The 25,565-nt window shown below is 62.7% G+C and carries 21 protein-coding genes; 12 read left to right on the top strand and 9 right to left on the bottom strand.

What is annotated here, in order from left to right; translation table 11 throughout:
- The first annotated feature begins 50 nt into the window (after positions 1-50).
- The 6 genes from XALGPE39_RS01630 to XALGPE39_RS01610 all read left to right on the top strand — a co-directional run bounded on the left by XALGPE39_RS01630 (position 51) and on the right by XALGPE39_RS01610 (position 4,820).
- Entirely contained in the window at positions 51-2,042 is a 1,992-nt protein-coding gene (locus XALGPE39_RS01630) for a SpoIIE family protein phosphatase (protein WP_045726717.1), read from the top strand.
- Complete coding sequence (locus tag XALGPE39_RS01625; RefSeq protein WP_045726716.1) at positions 2,039-2,479, top strand: ATP-binding protein; 441 nt, start codon at positions 2,039-2,041, stop codon at positions 2,477-2,479. Before XALGPE39_RS01630 ends, XALGPE39_RS01625 begins: the two co-directional genes overlap by 4 nt.
- Entirely contained in the window at positions 2,476-2,859 is a 384-nt protein-coding gene (locus XALGPE39_RS01620; RefSeq protein ID WP_045726715.1) for an STAS domain-containing protein, read from the top strand. Before XALGPE39_RS01625 ends, XALGPE39_RS01620 begins: the two co-directional genes overlap by 4 nt.
- Positions 2,860-3,028: 169 nt before the next feature.
- Positions 3,029-3,301: a hypothetical protein gene (locus tag XALGPE39_RS15405; protein ID WP_152624795.1), complete on the top strand. Its 273-nt coding sequence runs from the start codon at positions 3,029-3,031 to the stop codon at positions 3,299-3,301.
- On the top strand, positions 3,298-4,293 hold the full coding sequence (locus tag XALGPE39_RS01615) for a radical SAM protein (protein ID WP_045726714.1): 996 nt from the start codon (positions 3,298-3,300) through the stop codon (positions 4,291-4,293). Before XALGPE39_RS15405 ends, XALGPE39_RS01615 begins: the two co-directional genes overlap by 4 nt.
- 89 nt (positions 4,294-4,382) lie before the next feature.
- Positions 4,383-4,820 carry a hypothetical protein gene (locus tag XALGPE39_RS01610; protein WP_052689955.1) on the top strand — a complete coding sequence of 146 codons (438 nt, stop codon included), beginning with the start codon at positions 4,383-4,385 and terminating at the stop codon, positions 4,818-4,820.
- A 119-nt stretch (positions 4,821-4,939) separates the two neighbouring features.
- On the opposite strand, the gene XALGPE39_RS01605 is transcribed toward XALGPE39_RS01610, so the two are convergent.
- Both XALGPE39_RS01605 and XALGPE39_RS01600 read right to left on the bottom strand, forming a co-directional pair.
- The gene (locus XALGPE39_RS01605) at positions 4,940-5,569 is read right to left on the bottom strand and encodes a YceI family protein (protein ID WP_052688111.1); all 630 of its coding nucleotides are present in this window, start codon (positions 5,567-5,569) and stop codon (positions 4,940-4,942) included.
- 80 nt (positions 5,570-5,649) lie between these two features.
- A complete protein-coding gene (locus tag XALGPE39_RS01600; RefSeq protein ID WP_045726713.1) occupies positions 5,650-6,240 on the bottom strand; it encodes a malonic semialdehyde reductase in 591 nt (196 codons plus the stop codon).
- A 129-nt stretch (positions 6,241-6,369) separates the two neighbouring features.
- Here XALGPE39_RS01600 and XALGPE39_RS01595 point away from each other — a divergent pair, with 129 nt between their 5' ends.
- A complete protein-coding gene (locus tag XALGPE39_RS01595) occupies positions 6,370-7,341 on the top strand; it encodes a mitochondrial fission ELM1 family protein (protein WP_082061798.1) in 972 nt (323 codons plus the stop codon).
- A 66-nt stretch (positions 7,342-7,407) separates the two neighbouring features.
- Here XALGPE39_RS01595 and XALGPE39_RS01590 read toward each other — a convergent pair whose 3' ends face one another.
- The gene (locus tag XALGPE39_RS01590; RefSeq protein ID WP_045726711.1) at positions 7,408-9,300 is read right to left on the bottom strand and encodes a S53 family peptidase; all 1,893 of its coding nucleotides are present in this window, start codon (positions 9,298-9,300) and stop codon (positions 7,408-7,410) included.
- Between the two features lie 792 nt (positions 9,301-10,092).
- Here XALGPE39_RS01590 and XALGPE39_RS01580 point away from each other — a divergent pair.
- Entirely contained in the window at positions 10,093-11,190 is a 1,098-nt protein-coding gene (locus XALGPE39_RS01580; protein WP_200893847.1) for a glycerophosphodiester phosphodiesterase, read from the top strand.
- A 49-nt stretch (positions 11,191-11,239) separates the two neighbouring features.
- Here the strand turns inward: XALGPE39_RS01580 and glnE are convergent, their stop codons facing one another.
- The 4 genes from glnE to XALGPE39_RS01560 all read right to left on the bottom strand — a co-directional run bounded on the left by glnE (position 11,240) and on the right by XALGPE39_RS01560 (position 19,568).
- Positions 11,240-14,080 carry a bifunctional [glutamate--ammonia ligase]-adenylyl-L-tyrosine phosphorylase/[glutamate--ammonia-ligase] adenylyltransferase gene (gene glnE / locus XALGPE39_RS01575; RefSeq protein WP_045726709.1) on the bottom strand — a complete coding sequence of 947 codons (2,841 nt, stop codon included), beginning with the start codon at positions 14,078-14,080 and terminating at the stop codon, positions 11,240-11,242.
- 486 nt (positions 14,081-14,566) lie between these two features.
- Positions 14,567-14,854, bottom strand: a complete 288-nt coding sequence (locus tag XALGPE39_RS01570) for a GIY-YIG nuclease family protein (protein WP_045726708.1) — start codon at positions 14,852-14,854, stop codon at positions 14,567-14,569.
- A 374-nt stretch (positions 14,855-15,228) separates the two neighbouring features.
- Positions 15,229-16,302: a 3-deoxy-7-phosphoheptulonate synthase gene (locus XALGPE39_RS01565; protein WP_045726707.1), complete on the bottom strand. Its 1,074-nt coding sequence runs from the start codon at positions 16,300-16,302 to the stop codon at positions 15,229-15,231.
- A 383-nt stretch (positions 16,303-16,685) separates the two neighbouring features.
- On the bottom strand, positions 16,686-19,568 hold the full coding sequence (locus XALGPE39_RS01560) for a TonB-dependent receptor (RefSeq protein WP_152624794.1): 2,883 nt from the start codon (positions 19,566-19,568) through the stop codon (positions 16,686-16,688).
- Between the two features lie 198 nt (positions 19,569-19,766).
- On the opposite strand from XALGPE39_RS01560, the gene XALGPE39_RS16335 reads away from it, so the two are divergent.
- Positions 19,767-20,087, top strand: a complete 321-nt coding sequence (locus XALGPE39_RS16335; protein WP_235429727.1) for a hypothetical protein — start codon at positions 19,767-19,769, stop codon at positions 20,085-20,087.
- A gap of 23 nt (positions 20,088-20,110) precedes the next feature.
- On the opposite strand, the gene groL is transcribed toward XALGPE39_RS16335, so the two are convergent.
- Positions 20,111-21,757 (bottom strand): chaperonin GroEL, encoded by a 1,647-nt coding sequence (gene groL, locus XALGPE39_RS01555; protein WP_045726705.1) that lies wholly within the window; start codon positions 21,755-21,757, stop codon positions 20,111-20,113.
- 111 nt (positions 21,758-21,868) lie between these two features.
- Positions 21,869-22,156, bottom strand: coding sequence for a co-chaperone GroES (locus XALGPE39_RS01550; RefSeq protein ID WP_045726704.1), 288 nt, complete (start codon positions 22,154-22,156; stop codon positions 21,869-21,871).
- A 251-nt stretch (positions 22,157-22,407) separates the two neighbouring features.
- Between XALGPE39_RS01550 and cutA the strand changes: the two genes are divergently transcribed.
- From cutA to XALGPE39_RS01535, 3 genes are read left to right on the top strand one after another with little or no spacing between them, the layout of a single operon-like run.
- Entirely contained in the window at positions 22,408-22,740 is a 333-nt protein-coding gene (cutA, locus tag XALGPE39_RS01545) for a divalent-cation tolerance protein CutA (protein WP_045726703.1), read from the top strand.
- A 4-nt stretch (positions 22,741-22,744) separates the two neighbouring features.
- A complete protein-coding gene (locus XALGPE39_RS01540) occupies positions 22,745-25,030 on the top strand; it encodes a protein-disulfide reductase DsbD (protein WP_045726702.1) in 2,286 nt (761 codons plus the stop codon).
- Positions 25,027-25,545, top strand: coding sequence for a TlpA disulfide reductase family protein (locus XALGPE39_RS01535; RefSeq protein WP_082061797.1), 519 nt, complete (start codon positions 25,027-25,029; stop codon positions 25,543-25,545). The genes XALGPE39_RS01540 and XALGPE39_RS01535 overlap by 4 nt, the downstream gene beginning before the upstream one ends.
- The last annotated feature ends 20 nt before the right edge of the window (positions 25,546-25,565 follow it).

Below are 25,565 nucleotides of genomic sequence, written 5' to 3'. Positions count from 1 at the left end.
CAAACACGCTGAACAGAGGCGGCTAGGCTTATGATCGCCCACCCCGGCCCCTGCGGAGCGCCGCCATCGCCGCCTTATCGCCAATACAGGACGCCTCTGCGGTCGCCTGGCGGCACAGCTTGCGCACGCGGCTATTGCTGTGGGTCAGCCTGTTGCAGGTGGCGCTGCTGCTCGGCTTAGCCCTGCTGTTCTACCTGGGCGCGCGTCAGGTGATGGTGGGTAACGCGCGCGAGGAGGTCGCCGGACTGACCCAGCAGACCGCGCGCAGTCTGGAGGCCACACTCGGTTCGGTGCAGGTGAGCGGGCGCACGCTGGCCGCCGCTGCCGCCGGCGTGGGGCGGCAACCCTTCAACCTGCGCAGCCTGTTGCAGGGCACCCTGCAAGGCGACCCCGATATCGCCGGGGCCGTGTTGGTGATCGAGCCCGGCACGCTGAAAGGCGACGACCGCGGTTTCGCCTGGCGGCTACAGCACACACGCGACCGCGTGCTGGAACAACCTGTCACGGCAGCAGAACTGGACGATCAACGCACCCCATGGTGCCGACGCACACTGGTGGCAACGGCACCGTGGTGGTCTGAACCATATCGCGATGCCTTGGCTGGCGACCTATTACTCACCAGCTACAACTTGCCACTGCGCCTGCAGGGCGATGGTGCGCAAGCGCGGGCGATCGGCATGGTCCGTGTGGACGTGCCACTGCAACGACTACAAGCCATCGTCGCCAAACTGCCGGCCAAGGCCGGACTGCAACCGATGCTGTTATCGCCGGATGGGCTGTTCGTGCTGCATCCGGACCCGACACTGCATTTCCACCGCATTTTGGAAGCGCACGCAGTGCAGACCCGGCCGGACCTCTCGCCACTGGCCGCAGCGGTGCAGACACACAGGCCGGTACGTTTCGTCCACACCGCGCCCGACGGTCAGCGCTATCTGACCGAAAGCGCGGCGGTCGGCGACACCGGCTGGACCTTCGCATTGAGCGTGTCCGAGCGCTACATCCTGGCCGGACTCAACCGCATCGCACTGTGGGGCGGGCTGGTCGGCGCCACCGCGTTGGCACTGTGGCTGTGGCTGCTGCACCGCTATACCGCGCGACTGGTCGGGCCACTGGAGGACCTGACCGACTCGGCGGTGCATTTGAGCCAAGGCGCGTTCGACTACCCATTGGGCCACATCGAACGGCAGGACGAAGTGGGGGTGATGGCGCGCGCCTTCGACAGCGCACGCACCTCGATCAAACAACAATTGCAGGAAATCGCCACGCTGGCGCAAGCGCGGCAGCGCATGCAGAGCGAGCTATCGATCGCGCGCGACATCCAGCACGCCATGCTGCCGGCCGGGCGCACCTTCGTCAGCGCACACAAACACCTGGAAACCTACGCACTGCTGGAACCGGCCACGATGGTCGGCGGCGATTTTTACCAGTTCGTCGAAACCGAACCGGGGCTGCTGTGGTTCGTGGTCGGCGACGTCTCGGACAAGGGCGTGCCGGCAGCGCTGTTCATGGCCCGGGCGATCACGGTACTGGAGGTCGCCGCGCGCCGACACACGCGGCCGGACGCGATCCTGATCGCGGCCTCGCAGCGGCTGGTGGAAGGCAACGAACCATGCATGTTCGCCACCGTGCTATGCGGGCTGATCAACGTGCATAGCGGCGACTACTGGCTCGCCAGTGCTGGCCACGAACCGCCACTGCTGCTCGATGCCGATGGTCATGCACAGATACTGTCGTTGGAATCGGGTCCGCCGTTGGGCTTGGAGCCGCAGGAGCGCTACCCGGTGCTGCAAGGGCGTCTGGCCGCCGGTGCCACCCTGCTGAGCTACACCGACGGCATCACCGAAGCGATGGACGCGCAGGATCGACCTTATGGCGAGGCACGGCTATTGGCCGCACTGCAACCCGATGCCGATGCGCAAGCGCAGTGCTTGGCGGTGCTGGCCGATGTGCAGGCGTTCACCGAACCGGCGGCACAGTCCGACGACATCACCCTGCTGGCGATTCGGCTACGCCAGGGTTCGGCCGAGGAGACGACAGCATGAAACAACGGCTGTACATGACACCGGCACTGGACAGCCTGGCGCAACTGACCGACAGCGTGGAAACCACGCTGCTACACCACGGCGTGCGTACCGATCACGTGCAGCGCGCCCGACTGATCGTGGAGGAGCTGGCCTGCAACACACTCGAACATGGTCATCTACGCCGCGAGCAGACACCGATGGAGCTGATCCTGCAACTGGAACGCGCCGAGTTAGTGTTGGAATTCCACGACAGCGGCCCCGCTTTCGACCCACGTAGCACGCCGCTACCGGACCTGGACGCGGACATCGCCGAGCGCCCGATCGGCGGGCTGGGCCTGCACATGGTCAAGCAACTGGCCGACCGCATCGACTACCACCACGACGCTGGTCGCAACGTCGTGCGCATTACCTTACTACACCCTTTCGACCCTTCCCCCCAGGAGTTTCCCGCATGACCACATTGAGCCTGCAGATCGACCCGGCGCAGGACAAGCGCCAGCGCATCACCCTGAGCGGGCGTCTGGACACCCACACCTACCAGACCCTGGACGACGCCCTGGCACCGCTGCTCGCCACGCCCATCACCACCCTGGTGCTGGACCTATCGCAACTGGACTACATCAGCAGCGCCGGCATCCGCTCGATTTTCAAAGCGCGCAAAGTGCTGGCCGCGCGCGAGGGCCAGGTGCTGGTGGTCAACCCCGCACCGCAAATCCGTAAGGTTTTCGACCTGGTCAAGGCGGTGCCATTGAACGAGATATTCACCTCGCTACAGGAACTGGACGCCTACCTGGACGAAATGCAGCGACGCGTGCTGGAGCAAGGCGAGGGCTGAGCGCAAGGATATCGCCTGCGAGAATGCTCGGAGAAAGCGGCGTGGCTACATGCACTGCCGCCTGAGTAGACATGCATTGAATTTGCGATGCGGTCCGCGCCACAGAGTTCGGAAAGCCGATATTTTCAGACCGACTCATCACAAGGCATGCGAAGAGACGACTGCGCAAATGGACAAAGCATTTCACGAGATAGACCCGCGCGGCATTACGCTGAATCCTGACGGATCAATTCACTTCGCCAACCATCGTTTGCGGGCGGCAGCGATTTCCTCAGCAACGCAAGAAGCCATTCGCCCCATGAGCGAGAATGCGGGGAAGTGCACCAACTCCGGCACATGCACCGCGACCAACTATACGTGCAACAACAGCGGTAACTGCCAAAGTTCATCCAATGTCGGCGCTTGCAGCGGTTCGTCCAGCCCGCAACCCGGCAACGGATGAGCAAGACGATGCTCAGTGAAACCATCGTCGCCGAGGCGCTCTCCCCACGCATCTTCTCACTCATCCTGCTTCCCACGGAGAAGTGCAATTTCCGCTGCACGTATTGCTACGAGGACTTCGCAACAGGGCGCATGCAACCCAAGGTCGTTGAGGGCATCAAGGCCTTGATCTCCAAGCGCATAGCGTCTCTGGACCGACTGAATATTTCCTGGTTCGGCGGCGAACCACTGCTGGCCCGCGAGGTGGTGATGGACATCGGCCAGCATGCACACGCGGCATGCGCGCAACACGGCGTGGCCTTCAATGCCGGCTTCACCACCAACGGCTACCTGCTGGAACCGGACTTGCTGCAACGACTCGTCGCATTGCGCCATCGCGAATTCCAGATCACCCTGGATGGCGATGCCGACTGGCACGACAAAACCCGCATCACCGCCAACAAGGGCGGCACATTCCAGAAAATATGGTCCAACCTCATCGCCTATCGTGCGCTGCCGTCGGACTTCGCCATTTCGCTGCGCCTGCACCTGCATCAAGACAATATCGATTCGGTCAAGCGGCTCTATACCAAGCTACATCACGCACTATTGGACGACCCCCGTTTCTCGGTCTATTTCCACAAGGTCTCCAACCTCAACCCAAGCAGCAAGATCGAAGAAACCGTGTTGCCGCGCGAGCGTTACCTGGAAGCCATCGCCTATATCACCGACAACACCGATCGCACGAAGAACAGCGAACGCCCCATCTCCGAAGAGCATCTGGATGGCTACATCTGCTACGCGGCCAAGCCCAATTCCCTGATGATTCGCGCCAATGGCCGGATCGGCAAATGCACCGTCGCCCTCAACGACGACCGCAACGATCTCGGGGAACTCCATGCCGATGGCACCATCGAGATTGCAAACGACAAGCTGCGCTTGTGGATGAATGGCTTTTCGAATCTATCCGAACAATCGCTGGGTTGCCCGCTCTCGAGCTTGGCAACGCTATGAGGTGAATCGACAGACACTGATTTGTATCGACCCAGATCAAGATATCCCTGGGGAAGAATGATGCATGAACACATGACAGGTAGACCACCATGACAACGCACAGCAACGACAGCCGCCGCAACTTCCTTCTCGGCAGCGCCGCCACGGCGATCGCCGCGATCGTGCCTGTAGCAACGGCCGCGGTGGTCAATACCGTCGCCAAGCAGGCATCTGCACACGGTCGCGCACTTGCCCAGACGCAGACCTTCATGATGCAGGTGCTCGGCGACCTGCGCCAACCATCGACCGACCTGAAACTTGCCCCCGGCCAACTCTCCGAGCCGATCACACTCGCGGGCAACGGCACCTATCGGGTGAAGATCAGCCACACGGACATCACCACGCGCTTCGGGCCGATCTACAAACTGGTCCTGGCCGATGCCCACGGCACACCGCTGGAAGAAATGAACATCGGCAGCGACACCACCGCAACCTTCACCCGCCACGGCGTGCAGGTCTACGCGCTGTCGATTGAGCAGGCGCTGTAACGCAGGCAGCTACCGCTGTGTCTGTGGCGGCACCTGAAAACGCAAACGCCCGCTGTTCGGCGGGCGTTTGCGTTGCGGGAGTCCGGCGCCGCGTAGCGGTGCCTCGTCCATGCGTCGGCTTACTTCGCTTCCTGCAACGCCTCGGTGGTGATGCGGATCTTGACCTCATCGCTGACGTTGGGGACGTAGGCGCTCAGACCGAAATCGCTACGCTTGACCGTGGTGGTGGCGTCGAAGCCCAGCGCCTGCACCTTGTGCATCGGATGCGGACCGGCACCGTTGAGCGTCACCGCCAGCACTACCGGCTTGGTCGTGCCCTTGATGGTCAGCTCGCCGGCCACGTTCAACTTGTTGGCACCAGCCGCAGTGACCTTGGTGCTCTTGAAAGTGGCAGTGGGAAACTTGGCCGCGTCGAAGAAATCGGCGCTCTTCAGGTGTTCATCGAGCTTGGCGCTGAAGGTACTCAGACCCGATAGCGGCAGGGTCACCTTGACGCTGGATTTGCTTACGTCCTGGGCGTTGTAAATCAGCGTGCCGTCGACGTCGCCAAAGTTCGCAGACGGGTTGGAAAAGCCGAAGTGACTCCACTGCACCAACACGTCAGTGTGTGCAGGATCCAGTTTGTAAGTACCGGAAACACCTTTCAATACGGCAGCGGCGGCAGGCGCGGCGAAGGCGGTGCTGACGGGTTGAGTGACGAGGACAGCCAGAGATAGGGCAAGCGGAAGCAGGAAATTACGCGTTTTCATGGAGAGGCTCTCTTGGTTGAGACGATGGATGGAACTGCGGCAGGCAGCCTGCGAGCGCCTGGATCATCACCAGGCCGCATTTACGCGATCCGTGCGGCCTCGTCGAAACTCAGTCGTGGCAAGCGCGGGTGCAAACCCTTGGAATCGCCATAACCGAGGTTGACTAGGAAGTTGGACTTGATCGTTGTGCCGGCGAAGAACGCCGCATCGACCTTGGCATTGTCGAAACCGGACATCGGGCCGGCGTCCAGGCCCAACGCACGCGCAGCCAGGATCAGATACGCACCCTGCAACGAACCGTTGCGGAACGCACCTTCGCTGCGGCTTTCGCGCGGGCCGTCGAACCAGCTCTTGGCGTCGGTATGCGGGAACAGGTAGGGCAGCTTTTCGTGGAAGTCTTCGTCGTGGGCCACGATCACCGTCACCGGCGCGGCCATGGTCTTGGTCACGTTGCCTTCGGACAACGCCGGCTTGAGCGTTTCCTTGCCCTGCGGCGAGGTCACGAACACGAACCGTGCCGGACTACCGTTGGCGGCGGTCGGCCCCCACTTCATCAAGTCGTACAGGGCACGCAACGTGGCTTCATCGACTGGCTTGTCCAGAAACGCGTTGTGGGTGCGGGCGGTGCGGAACAACTGATCGAGGGCAGCGGCGTGCAAGACGTCGGACATGCGAGAAACTCCTATATTGACAAAAGCGCGAGATGACTCGTGAGGAGCCATGCCGAGGCGATGGTAGCCAGTGTAGAGTGAGACAACCGTGGCAGCAGCCAGTGGCAATGCAATGGATTACTACCAAAGGTGAAACGATTGGATCTGTGTTGGGCGCTCAGCGACGGGCGTGCCGGTAACGCTCGCCAGGCAGAAGCCTTGGCCCTGGCACTGGTCGCACAGCCGGCACAACCGGCGCAAACGCTCGTGTTGCAGCCACATCCGCCATGGCGCTGGCTGGCGCCGCGCCAGCTCCCCGGCGCGAAACGCGCCTACGGCCAGGAGTTTGCCGATCTACTACGTCATCCACCAGCGCTTGCAATCGGCTGCGGACGCCAAGCCGCACTGGCCACACGCCTGTTGCGCACGCGCGGCAGCCAAGTGGTACAGGTGCTGGACCCTCGCCTGCCGACGCGGCATTGGGACATAGTAGTCGTGCCGCAGCACGACCGACGGCGTGGCGACAATGTCCTCACCCTGCTCGGCAGCTTGCACCCCATCGACGATGGCTGGCTGGCGCAGGGACGCGCGGCATTTCCTGCATTGGGGATGTTACCTTCACCGCGCACCGGCTTGCTGATCGGCGGCCCGTCGAGCCTGGCCGCGTGGAGCGGTGCACAGGCCAGCGCCGCCTTCGAGGTGATCGCTGCGGACTTGCGCGCAACCGGCGGCAGCATTCTGGCCAGCACCTCGCGGCGCACACCAGCGGAAGTCGCCATCGCGTTGCGGCGTCTGTTTGCCGATTTACCGGGGGTAATCTGGTGCGATGAGCACGACGGTGCGAATCCTTATGCCGGCATTCTTGGTTGGGCAGAACGCCTCATCTGCACGCCGGACTCGGTGAATCTGCTATCGGAGGCGTGTGCGACGCGCGCACCGGTGCGCGTACTGATGCCCGAACTGGCACGTGACCGGGCCCAGGCGTTCCACCGCGCACTACGCGAACGCGGACGGCTCGCCAACCTGCACGATGCCGACGACACTGCGGCCGTCGGCATCGAACCACTGCGCGAAACCGCACGCATCGCAGCGCGGATTCGCGAGCATCTGCAACTGCGCTGAGGGCAACCCCGCGCAGCATGCCCACATCGCCGCTGCGACGTGGGCAGATGCGTTGACACGCCAACCTCAGGGATTGCTGGGAGAGCGCGGCACGCCCGCCGGAGCCGCGTCCATCGCACCAATCAGCAGGCGTACATCCGGAGTCCCCAGGCCCACCGTGTAGTTGTATTTGCCCTGGAGCGGCACATCGTTGCTGACCACGCCGTTGTAACCGGCAATGTCGCGGTGGAAGGCTTGCGGATAATTAGCCGCCAGCCGGTAAAGGTAGAGATTGAGATTTCCCTGGCGGCCCTGCTTCTCCACCAGCAGCGCCGCGACACTGGCGAACTCGGGGGCGGCGACGCTGGTGCCGATGTTCGCATAGAATTCACCCTTGTAAGCTGCCACTACCGCGCTGGCGAAAGGCGCACGACCCTCCTGGCACGGCTGCGTCGCAATATTCGGACAACCACCAACCAACATCCCGACATCGGGCAACAGCCGCATCTTGTCGGAACTGCCGCCCAGCGCGCGCGATTGATAGACCGGACGTTTGAAGATCGTACTGACGCCTCCACCAGCCCCCCAGTAACCACCGGACAACATCGCCCCTGCCCCGTAATAATCTTTGGCGATCAAGGGATCGGCATAAGCGGTCTCACGCAGGTAGCTGGAGTCCGCACTACCCTTCTTGTAAGCAGTGAACAGATTGCCGCCACCGACCGCGGTCACGTGCGGATCGGCTGCGGGATGTGAAACGCCAGCCACAAAGCGACCGTCTTTGCCATCAACCGCGTAATTGGTATCCGCACAGCTCAAGCCTGCATTGTCGCCACTGGAGGCGATAAAGGTGATGCCCTGCGCGTTGCCCTGCCGGAACAGCGCATCGTAAATACGATACACAGCGGTGAGATCTTTGCCGCCGTTGTAGGCTGGGGTGCTATACAACTCGCAACCACCGAACGAAACACTGACCACATCGGCCTCGTTGTCCTGCACGATCTGCCGGTAACCGGCGAGAATCGATTGGTCAGTGAGTTCAGGCATCACATACAAGATGACATGCGCGCCCGGCGCACCGGACAGGGCCATTTCCACATCCAGCGCCGCCTCGGCCCCTGCGCCACTTTCCTCGTTGATACCTGGTTTGGCGCCGGCAAGATAACGGCGTGCGTACAACTTCGGATTCACATTACCCACACCATGACGGCTGAATTTTTCTTCGTTGAACAGCAGGTCCAAGTCCGAGTCCAGCACATCGCTGGAAATCAAGATGGCGATGGTCGTGCCCGTGCCGTCGAGGCGTTTGTGATGGCCAGCCGGACCGATCATCGCCTGGTAGGACGGATAGTCATAGGCCTGCTTCAGATCGTTGTAGGCATAGATACCGGTGGGACCACGGCGGTTATTCGGATCGACATTCTGCAGTTGCCTGGAGTGCACATGATACGGCGGCAGGCCGCGCTCCAGGCCGGTGATAACGGCACCGCTATCGCGCAGGGCCGCCGGCAATTGCAAGGGACTGGCAGCAGCGAGGCGGATCTGCTTGCCCGCTTGCAGATCAACAGTCAAAGGTGCGGCGAACAGACGCTCGACATTGTTCGCGCTGGCGCTGACGTGCAAGGTCGCGCCCTGCTGGGTGACGGTCATATGCGCGCCCTCCAGAGCAGCACGCGCCTTCGCCACTTGCGCCGGCGTCGGGCCGAAGCGGCGCTCGAATTCGTCAGGCTTCAACCAATGATGGTATTGCGGCGATTGCGGGTCCTCTATGTCCGCCAGCAACGCGTCCAGACCTGCCTCATCGCGCAACGGCAGATGCACATCGAAGTTGACCGGTGCAACGCGCAACGCGCTGGTCAGCGCGTCCAGGTCAGCGTTCTGGAGCGCGCCGTTCTGGGCCGCTTGCGCACCACTGCACATGAGCATGGCAGCGGACAGCACGGTCGTCAGCAACCGCCGGTGAGGCATACGATCAATCATGGGGGATCTCTCCATTGGGTAACGCAGGTGAACGATGCATCACTGCATCGCGACAGGGGACATTGGCCAGGCACGACACACGCAGCCTGGCATAAATTTCACTGACAACAGGGAATTAGGAATTGCTTGGCCGATGACGGGACAAACCCATCGCCATTGCGCTTGCTTCGATCAACCACGAACACGAATAGGTAATGGCATCGCATGGTTACCCGCTTATTGCATTCCAAACTTTGACGCCATTCGAAATTTGCGATTTTGGAAAGAAAACCCTCCACTGTTCGAACGATGCAACGCTGCGCATCAACGCCATCGCACAGACGCATCGCAGCCCATGATCCGTGGCATCCCGCATCTTCATTACATGTGAAACCCAATGCCGGTGCGGCAAAGCTGAAATGCTGTCAACTGAAACATCGTCAACGCAATGTCGATGCACTCCCTGCGCGAATCTGCCGTGTGCTCCCACATAGCTTGCAGGACGAAACGACACTCGCCGCGTTGTTGGCGCGCTTGGTCTACGATGCTGCCCATATCGCCAACAGCTATGCGTTGGCCACCGCGCCATGACTGGCCCCCATCGCGATGACTGGACAAAGCCAGATCCGCCAGGCACGGCACATCAGCTTGCTCATCGACACGCGCGATGCCTTGGACTGATCGCCTTGGAGGACGGCACCCGAACGGGCGCTCTGCGCTGTTTGATGCCAGCACGCCATGGCAGATATTTCTGACATGAGACACACACTTGCGAACAGGCACATGCTGTCCACTCACTACGGAGTCAATGCGATGATCCAATCTCCTCCCTGGTTGCTTGGCTTTACGGTGGCGATAGTGGCATTCACAGCGATGGCGGCATCGCACGAGAGCAAACCGCTGGTGATCGGCCACCGCGGTGCCAGTGCGCTGCGCCCGGAACACACACTGGCTTCTTACGCCAGAGCCATTGCCGACGGTGCCGACTACATCGAACCGGATCTGGTCTCGACCAAAGACGGTGTGCTGGTGGCGCGCCACGAGAACGAGATCGGCGGCACCACCGACATCGCTACGCATCCAGAGTTCGCCGCGCGCAAGACCGTCAAGCAAATCGACGGGCAACGCGTGGAAGGCTGGTTCACCGAGGACTTCACCCTGGCCGAACTGAAGACCCTACGCGCACGCGAGCGCCTGCCGCAGCTACGCAGCAACGCCTTCGACGACCAATTTCAGCTCCCCACTCTCGAGGAGATCATCGATTTCACCGCAGCCGAGTCGGCCACCCACGGACGCCTGATCGGACTGATTCCGGAAATCAAGCACGGCACCTACTTCCGCACGCATGGTCTGGCAATGGAGGACACACTGCTGAAGACACTGGACGCACACGCCTACACCCGCCGCGCACCGGTGGTGATCCAGTCGTTCGAAATCGGCAACCTGAAAGCCCTGCATCGCGCCCTTGGCCACACACATCCGAATGTTCGCCTGGTGCAGTTGCTGGGCGATCCGCAAGCGCGTCCCGGCGATCACCTGGACGACGGTCCAACCTACGCGCAGATGAGTACGGCCCAAGGCCTGCGTGCGATCGCCAAATACGCGCAGTTGGTCAGCCCGAACCTGCGCGCGATCGTGCCGGTAGAGGCGAATGGCAGATTGGCCGCAGCAACGGCTTTCGTCGCCGATGCGCATGCGGCCGGCTTGCAAGTGGTGCCCTACACCTTCCGTGCCGAAAATACATTTTTGCCCAAGCAACTGCAGGACACGCGCGGCCCGGCCGCGATGAACGTCGCCGGCAGCATCGCCGAGATGCACGCATTGCTCAGCGCAGGCATCGATGGCTTCTTCACCGACGACCCGGCGGTGGGGCGCGCAGCGGTGGATGGCACCCCGCCACCGACGCGTTGATACGGCTTAGCGACTATCGCCCTGACGCCCACTCCAACGCCATATCCACTCAGCGCTCGGCGACACCGCTCGCGCGGTCCTCGACGAACGCCAGACCCAAGTACGCAGCCACATCGCGGATCGACGCACGTGCGGCCTCGATCTCGGCACTGGGAGCGATCAGTTGCGCACGCCGGTCCAACGTGCAGGCCAGACCGGCCTCCACCAGCACCGCATGTGCGGCATGCAAGCGTGCCGCCATCGTCGAATCCAAATAGCCGGCGTGTGCCAATGCGCCGATCAACGTCGCGGTGTCACGCGGCTGTAGCAGCGCCGGTTGTTGCGCGGCGCCGAGCAGCACGCCGGCCTGCATCAGGAATTCCAGGTCAATCAATCCACCCGCGCCCTGCTTGAGATCGAAGTGCGCGGCATCGCTGCGATCCAGTTCGGCCCGCATCCGCGCGCGCATGTTGCGCACATCCTCGCGCAAGGCCGCCGCTTCGCGCGTGCGCGCCAGGGTCTGCGCGCGTACCTGTTCGAAACGCTGCAACAGCGTGTGATCGCCGGCAACACCACGCGCGCGCACCAGTGCCTGATGCTCCCACGTCCAGGCACGGTCGCGCTGGTAATCACTGTAGCTAGCCAACGACGACACCAACGCGCCCTTGCCACCATCCGGACGCAGACGCACATCGATGTCGTACAGACGCCCACCAGCGGTGACCGTACCGAGCAGCGCAATCACCTTCTGCGCGAGCCGTGCGAACCAGCGCCCGCTCTCCATTGCGCGAGGTCCATCGGAGACCTCGACGCTGGGCGGGTGGTCGTACAGAAACACCAGGTCCAGATCCGAACCGATGCCCATTTCCAGCCCGCCGAGACTGCCGTAGCCGATGATCGCGAAGCTGCCGCCAGGTACCTGACCATGCGCCGCAACAAGCTCGGCGTGCGCCAGACGCAGCACTGTCACCACCACCGCTTCGGCCAATTGTGCAAGCTGACGGTTGCTATGGAGCACAGGCTGACGTCGATCCAGCGTGGCCAGCGCGATACGAAAACTCAACGCCTGACGCGCTTCGTTGAGACTGCGCAGCGCCGCTTCCGGATCGTCGGCGGCAGCGACCACCGCGCTGTCGCATAACTGCTGCATCGCGGTCGGCTCCGGCATCGGCGCGGTCACGCGGCTGTCGAGCAACTCATCGAGCAGCAACGGATGCGCGGCAAGACGCTCGGACAGGAAGGCGCTACGCGCCAGCACATCGACCAGCCGTTCCAGGGCACTGGGTTGCTCGTCGAGCAAGGCGATATAACTGGAACGACGCAGCACCGCTTGCAGCAAACCCAGTACCCGGTGCAGCGCGGCATCGGCCTGCGACGAACGCGTGGCGGCATGCAGCAGCGCGGGCACGACACGATCCAAACGCGCGCGTGCGGTGTCGGACAGGCTGCGCACGCCCAGCGATTGCGCAAACCCGCGCAATGCCTGATCGGCCGCGTCGGCTGCGGCAAAGCCCGCCTCGCCCAGCACCTGCGCACCATCGCCAGCAGCCACATTGCGCCAGTAATCGGCCAGCACATCCGACGCCAGTGTGCGCCTGCGCGGTGCCAGCAATTGAGCGAATTCAGCAGCGACGCGGTCGCGCTGACATTGCAACGCTGCATGCAATTCGGCCCAGTCGACATACCCCAGACCGAAGGCGATGCGCGCGCGATCCAGCGGATCTTCCGGTAACGCATGCGTCTGTGCATCGCGCAGCATTTGCAGGCGATTTTCCACCCGACGCAAAAAACAGTATGCCTGCGCCAATGCAGCGCCATCCGTGGCGGCGATCTGGCCGGCCGCGATCAATGCGTGCAAGGCCGATAACAGGTGCGGTTCGCGCAGTGCCGCTTCGCGACCGCCGCGAATCAATTGCAGCGACTGCACCAGAAATTCAATCTCGCGAATGCCGCCAGCGCCGCGTTTGATATCGTCCAGGCGGTCGTGACGTGCCACTTCGGCGACGATCGCCGCCTTCATCGCGCGCAGTCCGTCCAGCGCGGTGTAGTCCAGATAGCGTCGGTACACGAACGGGCGTAGCGACTGCAGCCAGTGTTCGCCAGCGGCGATGTCGCCGGCCACTGTGCGCGCCTTCAGCCAGGCATAGCGTTCCCAGTCGCGGCCTTCGCGCTGGAAATATTGGTCCATCCCGGCGAACGACAACGCGACCCGACCCGCAGTGCCGAATGGGCGCAGACGCAAGTCCACGCGATGCACGAATCCATCGATGGTGGTTTCATCGAGCAGCCGCGCCAGGCGCTGACCGAAACGCGCGAAATATTCCTCGGCGGCGAGCGGACGCGCGCCATCGGAATCGCCAGCCTGCGGATAGGCGTAGACCAGATCCACGTCGGAAGAGAAATTCAATTCGCCGCCGCCGAGCTTACCCAGGCCAAACACCACCAGCCGCTGCACACTGCCATCGGCGGCGCGGACCACGCCATGGCGCGCGGCAAACTCGCTTTCCAGCGCCTGCAACGCGAGCCTCATGCAGTCTTCGGCAAGCTGCGTGCTGCCGGCCAGGGTCGTCTGGACATCGTCCAGTCCGAACACATCGCGCCACACCAGACGCGCCGAGGCAGCAGCACGATAGCGGCGCAGCGACGCAGGCCAGGTTGCCGGCTGTGCTGGGTCGAGCACGGGTAACGGCAGCGGCGCCGGATCCGGTTGTGCAAGATGGACGAACAACGCTGGCTGCAGACACAGCGTGTCGAGTAGAAAATCGCTGGCGAGCAGGGCACGCGCAAGCTGTGCATCGAACTGTAGACCGGACGGCCATGGCTGTGCCGCCACGGCCTGACGCAACCGCGCCAACTGACGTGCGAGTGTGGGCTGGAGGACGGTGGGGACGGACTGAATAACCGCAGGCATGAGGAGATTCTTGCATTGCCGTGTCCGCGCGGACAGCCTCTACGCCGCAATGCCGGTGAGCCCATGCTCTACACAGCTCGCCAGCACGATCAGGGCTGGGGGAGAAGGAGACGACACAACACGAATAAAAAAGCCCACTGTCAGCGGACTGCCAGTGGGCTTTGCTCCCTCCCCCACGTCGGGATGCGCAGTGATCGTGAGTGCTTTTTTTCTTGAATGCACGCTGCAGTGCAAAAAAACTGCACAATTCATTCTTTCTAGAGACAGCCCATTTTGTCTACTTTTCGGTACACAGCATCCTGATAGTAGATCGCACTGAAGCACGGAATATGCTCATGAGCGCTGGACACTGCTGTATTGGCGTCGCGGGTCGACGTTTCTCCGACATACTCTCAACAATCTGAGAGAACGCGCGATGGGAGAAATCTCAGTCGCGCTCGATCAGAAGAGAAAATGTCTGGCGGCTGAGGCCACCGCTATCGGCGATCATGGCGCACTGTCGGCTTCAGTGAGCGAGTCTGGCGCGCACAGGAACGCCAACTTGCGTGCGCGCGGCAGCCGTTTGAGCGCCCATTCGGCACGCGCGGCGGCGGCACGGTCGGGGTAGAGCCGGCTCGCCAGCAACCGTAGCGGCGGATTGGCACGGGTGTACTTGGCGCCGCTGCCGCGCAGGTGCGCCTGATAGCGCGCCTGCAAATCGGGGGTGATGCCTGCGTAGTAGCTGCCGTTGCGGCATTCAAGCAGATACAGGAACCAGGGTGTGGACACGGCCATGGCGACATTATGCCGACAATGCAGTGACGCTGAACCGCGCGCATCCAGGCTTTAACGTGGTTAACAACATGTCGCAAGCGCTGTCGGGTGAGTGCGGATAGCGCGCAGAGCGCAGTGTACAGCGGTCATGACAAGCACTGTCCGCGCCCGTGCAACGGCGAGGCCGTCGTTTTGCTAGCGAGTCTTAACGCAAAATCCATCACTTGCCAGCGCATGGCACACATCGGCATACCGGTGTCACCACGCCGATGGATAACGTCACCACCGGCGTGCAGCCGCCGATGCCGAAGTTCTCTCCCTTCGGCATCGACGGCGCGGCCGGCTCTGTTTTCCAGTGGCATTACCGGGCATTACGCACGATACCGATGCCGCACTCAGGCCGCCTGCGCCGTTCGCGCACGGCGCCGCGCCCGCACGGCCTGCGCTAAGCGTTCCAGCACCTGCACCGAGGTGTCCCAATCGATGCAGCCGTCGGTGATGCTCTGACCGTACACCAGCGGCTGGCCAGGGCGCAGATCCTGACGACCACCACGCAAATGACTTTCTATCATCGCGCCAACAATACGGGACTGTCCGGCTTCGAGCTGGCTGGCGATGTTGTCGATCACCTTGGGCTGATTCTCCGGATTCTTGGCGCTGTTGGCGTGGCTGGCATCGATCATCAGCCGCGCCGGCAAACCGGCTTTTCCCAATATCTGCGCAGCGGCGGCAACGCTATCGGCATCGTAGTTGGGTTGGGTGCCGCCGCGCAGGATCACATGGCAATCCGGATTCCCCGCAGTGGCCGCGACGGCGGTGTGCCCGTCTTTGGTCACAGCCAGGAAATGATGCGGATGCGAGACCGCGCCGACTGCATCGACAGCGATTTTAACGTCGCCGCTGGTGCCGTTCTTGAAACCGACCGGACACGACAGCCCGGAAGCCATCTCGCGATGCACCTGACTTTCGGTGGTGCGCGCGCCAATCGCGCCCCAGGCCACCAGATCGGCGATGTATTGCGGCGAGATGATGTCGAGGAATTCCACCCCAGCAGGCAGGCCCAGGCGGTTGATATCGCGCAACAGGCCGCGCGCTAGCCGCAGGCCCTTGTTGATATCGAAGCTGCCATCGAGGTCCGGATCGTTGATCAAGCCCTTCCAGCCGACCGTCGTGCGTGGCTTCTCGAAGTACACCCGCATCACGATCTCCAACGCATCGCCATAGGTGTCGCGCAGCGGGCGCAGACGCTGCGCATACTCCAGCGCCGCCACCGGGTCGTGGATCGAGCAGGGACCAATGACCACCGCCAAACGGTCGTCGTCGCCGTGTAGGATCGCGTGCAGCGCCGCGCGCGCGCTGGCGACGGTCTGCGAAGCGCTCTCATCGCAGGGCAACAACGCCAGCAGTTGCGAGGGCGGGATGAGCGGTTCGATCCTACGGATGCGCAAATCGTCGGTATGGGGAGCCATGTGCATTCTCATCTGGTGACTGGGGGTGCCAGGTCCAGCGGCATGAAAAAAGCCGCCAGGTTCGCTGGCGGCTTTCGGGATGGCGGCTGAAGTGGTCCTCAGCTTGAACGCGATCCTTCCTCCGCCAGCGGCATCGGAAAATCGTAATACCAAAAGTAAAAGCTGCGGCAGGAAGCGTTCATGTTCAACATTGATAACACAGGGTCGCGAAGAGCGCCACAGTTGCCGATGCAACCGATGCGACGGTGATGCAGGCACCGAGGACTCGCCATACGCGACATCAAAAAGCATCCCTTGCATCGCGTTGCCAAGCACCGCACCCCATCACGCGGGAAACGCAAGCCAGCGCGACCGCAATGTGATCGAGCTGCGCGGCATCGCAGTTAAAAATTCAGCACATACTCCACCGCCACTTCGCGACCGACCGCGTCGTACAGCGTGGTGTTGTAGAACTGATAGCCGTAGTAGCGCTCTTTGTTGTCGTAACCGACGGTGTTGAACACATTGTTGACGTACAGGTTGACCTTCATCGTCGGCGTGATGCGATAACCGGCGGTGAGGTTCCAATACAACGCTGGGCCAACGCGACCGAAGTAGCGCGCGGTGCTCTGGCCAAAATGGCGATTAGCACTATCGCTGACCCGGCATTCGTTCGAGGGACTGGGCTGATACCCATCGTCGAAGCGCGCGCAGGTGCCCCAGTTCACCGCCTCGGTGGAACCGAAGCGTTTGCCATACACGGTCAGATCCAGCGGACCGCCATTTTCCCAATGCACGCTGCCGCGTAATTTGGTGCGGATCTTCTGATCGCGCAGGTTCTTGTCGTCGTCGATGCGGTAGGTCTGTTCGTGATAACCGATCAGGTTGTTGTAATCCAGCGCGAAGCTGAAGTTGCCCCATTGCGCTGTGCTCAATCGGTACTTCAATGCAGCGTCGATACCGGACACACGCATCTGCGCGATGTTGATCGGCCCTTGTTCGATGCCGGTCACGCGGCCAGCGGCATCGCGCGACACGCGCGAGACGATACGCGCGCAGTATTCGGCGCCACCGGGATTGACCCACACGCCACCGGCGGTGGTCAGGCCGGTGCGGCACCCTGCCTCGCCGGTGAGAATCTCGTCGCGGTTAAGGTCTTTGATCATGTCTTGCAGGCGGATCTTGTAGTAATCCGTGGTCAACGACAGACCTTCGGCGATATCCCAGACAAAACCAGCGGTCACCGAGCGTCCGTGTTCCGATTCCAGGTCCGGGGTGCCGCGACGATTGACCTGCATCAAGTAGTAGATGTCGCTGTTCTCGGCGTTGCAGGCGCCGGTGAGGTAATACCCCTTCTGGATGCAGCGGTATTGATCGATCACTGTTTGCTGGGTCGAGCTGGGTTCGCCGAGCACGTATTGCATGTCCGGTGCGCGGAAACTGGTGGCAACACTACCGCGCAACAGCAGCGTGCTGAGCGGCCGCCATTCCAGCCCAGCGCTCCAGGTGGTGTCACGCTGAGTGCCGATGGCTGCGCCGAGATCGCTGCTGTAGGAGCGGTAGTCGCCATAACGGTCGTGACGCGCCGCCAGGCTGGCATTGAGCGAGGACAGCAGCGGCACATCGAATTCGAGACCGCCGGAATAACGCAAGCGTTCGCCACCGCCATGATCGACCACATCCAGTGGATAGCAATCGTTGGCGCACGGATCCGGCACCAGTCGGTAGCCTTGCTTGGCGACTTCACCGACGGCGGCGAATTTGATCGGCCCAGCCCACCCCTGAATCAGCTCGCCGGTGATGTTGGCGCTGGCCTGGTTGACCCACGAATCAGCGCGGTTTTCCGCTTTGACCGCCAACGCGTTGTACTGCGCGCCGGTGAGTGGCTGGTACCAGCGATTTTCGTTGAGCGTGTAGATCGGCGTTCCGTCGGCGGTACTGCCCAGTTGCGGGCCGAGGAAGTAGTCGGTGGCCTTCTGGGTATCCACCGTGCGCACGTACTCATCGACGGTATAGCGCGCACGACCGACCGCGACTTCCCAATCGAAGCGGTCAGCAAGGCGTCCCTTGAAGCCGGCGCTCAGATCCCAAGAGAATTCATCGGTGATATTGGCCAGGTTCTTCCAGCCGCCGGATTCGTAGCGGGTCAACTGGCGGATCGCGTACAGGTTGCGATTGCTCCCGGTGTCGTGGAATGGCCCGAGGTAGACGTAGGGCGGATCATAGGTCCAGTAACCCCGGCTCTTGGTCGTCGATAGCGTGCTCCAGGCCTGCACGCCGTTGTCGAAATCGAACGTGCCGTACAGATACGCCGAGCCGTTGTCGCCGCCCTTGGCCGCCATCCAGTCGGCGTAGTCATGGGCCATCCCGCAATAACCACCGCGATTGCGCACCGTATCGCTGTTGTAGTCATAGCTCAGCCGCTGCGCATCGATGAACTGACCACCGAAGCGCGCGCAGGTGCCGCTGGGCGGAGCCAGACGTCGATTGCTATCGGCATCGACCAGGCTCAGCCCCGTGAACGGATTGAAGCCGTATTTGCGCGCCTGCGCGGTCCAGTTGCTATACGACTCGTCGTTTTGAGAGTCCATCTTCGGCCGTTCGCCCACCGACAGCGGATCGCGCCGCGTCCACTGCAACGCATAGGTGAGATTCCACTTGTCGCCGCCGTGACCACCGACCCAGGACAGGTCGAACACATCGCGCCCACCTTCGGTCGCGGTGCCGCCACGCAAGCGTACCTGGTTGCCCTTGTAGCCCTTTTTCAAGATCACGTTGATAACGCCGGCCACGGCATCGGAACCGTAGATCGCCGATGCGCCGCCAGTGAGGATCTCGATCCGTTCCACTGCCGCAGAGGGAATGTTGGCGAAGTTGGCGAAGTTGCTCTCGCCGGCATAGGGCTGCGGATAATCGGCGACGCGATGGCCGTTGACCAACAACAGCGTGCGCCCTGGACCGAGATCGCGCAGGTTGATCGGCGCGGCGTTGGGCGTATGCGAACCGTATTTGGTATCGGCCTCGACGCTGCCCTGCTGGTTCATCGTCTTGAGCACGTCGTAGACGGTCAGGAAACCTTCCTGTTGGATCTGCTGCGCACTGATCACCACCACCGGCTGGACCCCTTCCACCTCGGCGCGTTTGATCCGCGAGCCGGTGACCACGACCTGACCAAGATCGGTAGCATCGGCATCGGTACTGGTGCTTTGCGCCCATGCGTCGGACACGGTGTGCAACGCCAGTGCGATGCCCAAGGCAAGCATGGTGAAAGATCGGGTGTGGTGCATGCGCTATCCCCTGCGGCAAAGATGGAAGTACCGTCGCAAAGCGGCGGTGTGCAGCGTCCTGTTCACCGCCTCGCGCGCCCACAGCAGCATCGCGCGTGCCACCGGCACGCGCCACGCTGCGCCGACGACGACGCAAAGAAAAAGGACGAACATGCGGGTGCGTGCAGCTCCCCTGGGCACCCGTGCGCCCTAACCTGCATGTCGTCGACAACCCTGTCAACACACTGCAACGCGATGCCTGTAGACGGTTTCGACGTTATGCGCGATTCGCCGTCGCTCACACCGATTCCCGCCGCATTGCCGCAACGCGCCGATCTCGTTCGAGCAGACGCCCTCACCTGGCGACAACCCCGGAGGATCTGCCCATCGGATTGGCAGAACGCAACAGCCCGATTGCGCCATGCGTGCTGTAATAGCAAGGCTTATCGCGCATCGGCATGCCACCCCATGACCATGCACAACGTGGCCGGCAACGAAAAAAGCCCCGCATCGCTGCGGGGCTTTTTCGACTACGTATGACTGGTCGGCTCGCGCCGGCTGGATCAGAAATCCATGCCGCCCATGCCGCCCATGCCACCGCCCATGCCACCGCCGGCGGCCGGCTCTTCCTTCTTCGGCGCTTCGGCCACCATCGCTTCGGTGGTGATCATCAGGCCGGCGATCGAGGACGCATTCAGCAGGGCCAGACGGGTCACCTTGGTCGGATCCAGGATACCGAACGCAACCATGTCGCCGAACTGGCCGGTGGCGGCGTCGTAACCGAAGTTGCCGGTGCCTTCCTTGACTTTGTTGAGGATCACCGACGGCTCTTCGCCGGCGTTGGTGACGATCTCGCGCAGCGGTGCTTCCATCGCACGCAGCGCGATCTGCACACCGTGGGTCTGATCTTCGTTATCGCCCTTGAGCGAACCGATCGCGCTCAACGCACGCACCAGGGCCACGCCACCGCCGGGGACCACGCCTTCTTCCACCGCCGCACGGGTGGCGTGCAGGGCGTCTTCGACGCGCGCCTTCTTTTCTTTCATTTCGATCTCGGTGGCAGCGCCGACCTTGATCACCGCCACGCCGCCAGCCAGCTTGGCCATGCGCTCTTGCAGCTTCTCTTTGTCGTAGTCCGACGAGGTCTCGGCGATCTGCGATTCGATCTGCTTGATGCGCGACTCGATCCCGGCGGTATCGCCGACGCCATCGATGATGGTGGTGTTTTCTTTGGAGACCTGCACCTTCTTGGCGCGGCCCAGATCCTTGAGGGTAGCCTTCTCCAGCGACAGGCCCACTTCATCGGAGATCACGGTGCCGCCGGTCAGCACGGCCATGTCTTCCAACATCGCCTTGCGACGGTCGCCGAAGCCCGGCGCCTTGACCGCCACGACCTTGACGATGCCACGGATGGTGTTGACCACCAGGGTCGCCAGCGCCTCGCCTTCCACTTCCTCGGCGACGATCAGCAGCGGCTTACCCGCTTTGGCCACGCCTTCCAGCAGCGGCAGCAGGTCACGCACGTTGGAGATCTTCTTGTCGTGCAGCAGGATGAACGGATCGTCCAGGTCGGCCGACTGGCTCTGCTGGTTGTTGATGAAGTACGGCGACAGGTAGCCGCGGTCGAACTGCATGCCCTCGACCACGTCCAGCTCGTTGTCCAGGCCCGAGCCTTCCTCGACCGTGATCACGCCCTTCTTGCCGACCTTCTTCATCGCATCGGCGATGATGTCGCCGATCGCCTTATCGGAGTTGGCCGAAATGGTGCCGACCTGAGCGATGGCCTTGTCATCGGCGGTGGGCTTGCTGATCTTCTTCAGTTCAGCCACGGCAGCCTCAACGGCCTTGTCGATACCGCGCTTGAGGTCCATCGGGTTCATGCCGGCAGCGACGGCCTTGGAGCCTTCGCGGATCAGCGCCTGCGCCAGCACGGTGGCGGTGGTGGTGCCGTCGCCGGCGTTGTCGGAGGTCTTGGAGGCGACTTCCTTCACCATCTGCGCGCCCATGTTCTCGAACTTGTCCGCCAGCTCGATTTCCTTGGCAACGGAGACGCCGTCCTTGGTGATGGTCGGGGCACCGAAGCTCTTCTCGAGCACGACGTTGCGGCCCTTCGGGCCAAGGGTCGCCTTGACGGCATTGGCGAGGATATTGACACCGCGCACCATGCGCGAACGGGCGTCTTCACCGAAACGGATATCTTTGGCAGCCATATGGGTAACTCCAGTAATGCGTGATTTGGGGATTTAGGAATCGACAGCCAGCAGGGCTTAGGAGGGCCGGAGCGCACAGCGCATCCAGCTCCTGGCCCGGCGTGAGCGCCTTTAGCCGACGATGGCCAGGATGTCGTCTTCGCGCAGCACCTTGTACTCGACGCCTTCGGACTTGTAGCTGGAACCGGCGTACTGGCCGTAGATGACCTTGTCGCCAACCTTCAGCGCCGGCGCGCGCACGCTGCCGTTGTCCAGCGGCTTGCCTTGGCCGATGGCCACGACTTCGCCCTTGGTGGACTTTTCTTTGGCCGAATCCGGGATCACGATGCCGCCGGCGGAGATTTCGTCGGCTTCGATCGGCTTGACTACGACGCGGTCGTGAAGCGGCTTGATGCTCATTGAGAGGGGCCTCTTAAATGATTGATTAGTCTAGTGAAATTAGGCGGCATTAGCACTCGCACATGACGAGTGCCAGCAACGCTCGCGAAAAAACCCGGCACGCCGGGATGCGCAAGATGTAGTGCCAAGCGACAGGCTTTCAAGGGGCGAGAGCAAAAAATTTTCGCACCCACCGTTCTCCACGCCAGGACATCGAACATCGCTCCGGGCGCCACCACAGCCCGATTGGGCGTCCCTATACTGTGGCCTATATGGTCATGCCCGCGCTCCGCCTATTGTTCAGCACCTGCCCCGATCCGGCCTGCGCCGCGCGGATCGCACGAACGCTGGTCGACGAGCGGCTGGCCGCATGCGTGAGCCGCCTACCAGGCCTGCACTCCACTTACCGCTGGCAGGGCACGGTGGAACAGGCCGAGGAAGTACTGCTGCTGATCAAAACCGCTGCCGACCGCCTGCCTGCGCTACGGCAGCGGCTGTGCGAACTGCACCCCTATGCTGTCCCTGAGCTGGTCGAAGTCGAGGTCGCCGATGGCCTGCCCGCCTACCTGCAATGGCTGCATGCCGAAACCCGTGAGGAACCATAAGCCAATGACCTTGCTGCAACGTATCGTCGCTGTGTGCCTGCTGGCCATGGCCGCCTTCCCCGCCCTGGCGATCAGCGAAAAAGACCTGCTGCCGGTGGACAAGGCCTTCGTGCTGAGCGCGCAAGCGCCCGAACGCGGCCGCATCGTGCTGCACTGGGACATTGCCAAGGGTTACTACCTGTATCGGCACCGGATCGCAGTCCGGGTGATCGGTGACTTCAAACCTAACCCGACCCTGCAATTGCCAGCCGGACACAAAAAGATCGATCCGTATTTCGGCGAAGTGGAGACCTACCGCGACGAACTGACCGCAGTGCAGAGCGGCATTGCCGACCCCGGCACCAAGCACCTTCAACTGGAAGTGCGCTACCAGGGCTGCGCCGACGCCGGCGTGTGCTACCCGCCACAGAAACGCATGCTCGATGTGGCGCTACCGGCGGCCGTTGCCGCGGATGCGGTGCCGCCCAGCAAATCTGCACTAGTAGACAACCACTCCGATAACGAGGAAAAACCGCTGCTCGGCACCAGTGCAGCGACCGACATGCTGCAGGGCCTGCCGCTGCCATCGGATCAGGCATTCGGCTTCGAAGCCATCGTCAGCGACGGCAATACCTTGCTGTTGCGCTTCACGCCTGCACCCGGCTATTACCTGTACCGCGACCGCACCGCGCTGGTACTGGAAGGTGCCCCCGGCATTCGCACCGGCATACCGCGTTGGCCGCCGGGCCGCTCGCACCAGGACGAGCACTTCGGCAATGTGGTGGTGTACTTCGACCAAAGCGAAGTGACCGTGCCGCTGCAACGACAACGCACCAATGCCGCCGAAGCGACCTTGGTGACGACCTTCCAGGGCTGTCAGACCAATGGCATCTGCTATCCGCCCATGACCCGGCGGGTGAAGCTGTCGCTGCCCAAGGGCAAGCTCACTTCGCCCGATCAAGCAGCGGTCACCCCGCTCATGGTGACTCCGCTGGACAGCAGCCAGAGTGACGCCAACGACGCGACGACCGCCGCCAGCCAAACGACAGCGCCTGCGCCCAAGCCTGCGCCGGATGCCCCGGCGTACCGTGACGCAAGCCACGCCGCGACGCCGCCCGCACCGCAAAACCTGCTGTGGATCCTACTGCTGGCATTGGGCGGGGGCTTGGTGCTGAACCTGTTGCCCTGCGTGCTGCCGATCCTATCGTTGAAGGTTCTGGGCTTGGCGCAAAGCGGCGAAAGCCGCAGCCGCGCTCGCCGCCATGCGCTCTGGTACACCATGGGAGTCTTGACCTCCTTCGCCGTGGTCGGCGGTATCGCCGTGGCTGCGCGCCTGCTATGGGGGTTCCAATTGCAGCGTCCGGGCTTCGTCGCGGTCCTGGTGTATCTGATGTTCGTGGTCGGGCTCAGCCTGTCCGGCGTCTTCACCCTCAGCACCAATCTCGGCGGCCTGGGTCAGTCGCTCTCGGCGCGCAGCGGACCGGTCGGGGATTTCTTCACCGGCGTACTGGCCTGCGTGGTGTCTAGTGCCTGTATCGGGCCATTCATGGGTCCGGCACTGGGCTATGCACTGACCGCCCCGCCAGCCACAGCCATGCTGGTGTTCCTGACCCTCGGCCTGGGCCTGGCGCTGCCATTCCTGTTGATCGGCTTCGTACCGTCCCTTGCCACGCGCCTACCCAAGCCGGGCGCATGGATGGAAACGCTCAAGCAGGTGCTGGCGTTCCCGATGTACCTGACCGCGATCTGGCTGCTGTGGGTGCTGGGCAAGCAGCGCGGCGTAGACGCGGTCGCCCTGCTGTTGATCGGCACCACGCTACTGGCCCTGGGCCTGTGGTGGTTCGAACGCGCACGCTGGCACGGCCATACGTGGGGCATGCGCGCGGCCAGCGTATTGCTGCTGCTGGCGCTGCTGCCGGCCTGGGGCGTGACCCGACTGCCCCCCCCCAGTGCCACGGTGGAAGAGGGCAATACCGTGGCCTATTCGCCGGAGATGCTCGACCGTCTGCGCACCGACAACCGCGTGGTGTTCGTCAACATGACCGCGGACTGGTGCGTCACCTGCAAGGCCAACGAGCGCAACGTCTTCCGCAGCGACGCGTTCCGCGACACGCTCAAACGCGTGGACGCGGTGTACATGAAGGGCGACTGGACCAACGAGGACCAGCGCATCAGCGCCTTCCTCGCCGAGCACAAGGCGGTCGGTGTGCCGCTGTACGTGGTCTACGGTCCTGGCGCACCGCCAACCGTGCTGCCGCCAATGCTGACCCAGGCCGTGGTCGAAGACGCGCTGCTACGCGCGGCGCGATGACCGCCACGCCGGAACGCCTGCTCGTGGTCGCAGTGGTCGCGGCGGTGCTGGGATTGATCGCCGCACACGCGTTGGACGTGCGACACGGCAAACGCGCACCAGCGCTGCAACTCACCACGCTCAATGGCGAGCACATCAGTCTGGCGCAGTTCCGTGGCAGGCCGCTGTTGGTCAACGTCTGGGCCAGTTGGTGCGAACAATGCGTGCGTGAAATACCAGAAGTGGACCGTCTGGCACGCACGCCAAACCAAGGCGGCCTGCAGGTGTTGGGTATCGCCCTGGACCGGGTCGAGGATGTGCGCGCATTGCTGCAACGGATACCGATCAGCTACCCGATCGCGCTGGAGCCTCCCGGCCCGGCCGACGCCAGCGTGCGCCTGGGCGACACTCAGGGCTTATTGCCGTATAGCGTGCTGATCGACGCCGATGGCCGCATTGTGAAACAAAAACTCGGTCCGTTCGCCGCAGGCGAGGCCGAGCGCTGGACACGCGACGGCCACTCGCCAGCGCATTGAGCGACACAACGCAGGCGATC

The sequence above is a fragment of the Xanthomonas sp. GPE 39 genome (assembly GCF_000963005.1).
Taxonomy (GTDB): domain Bacteria; phylum Pseudomonadota; class Gammaproteobacteria; order Xanthomonadales; family Xanthomonadaceae; genus Xanthomonas_A.
Note: the sequence above shows the minus strand (reverse complement) of the source record. Positions and strands in the feature narration are given on the sequence as shown.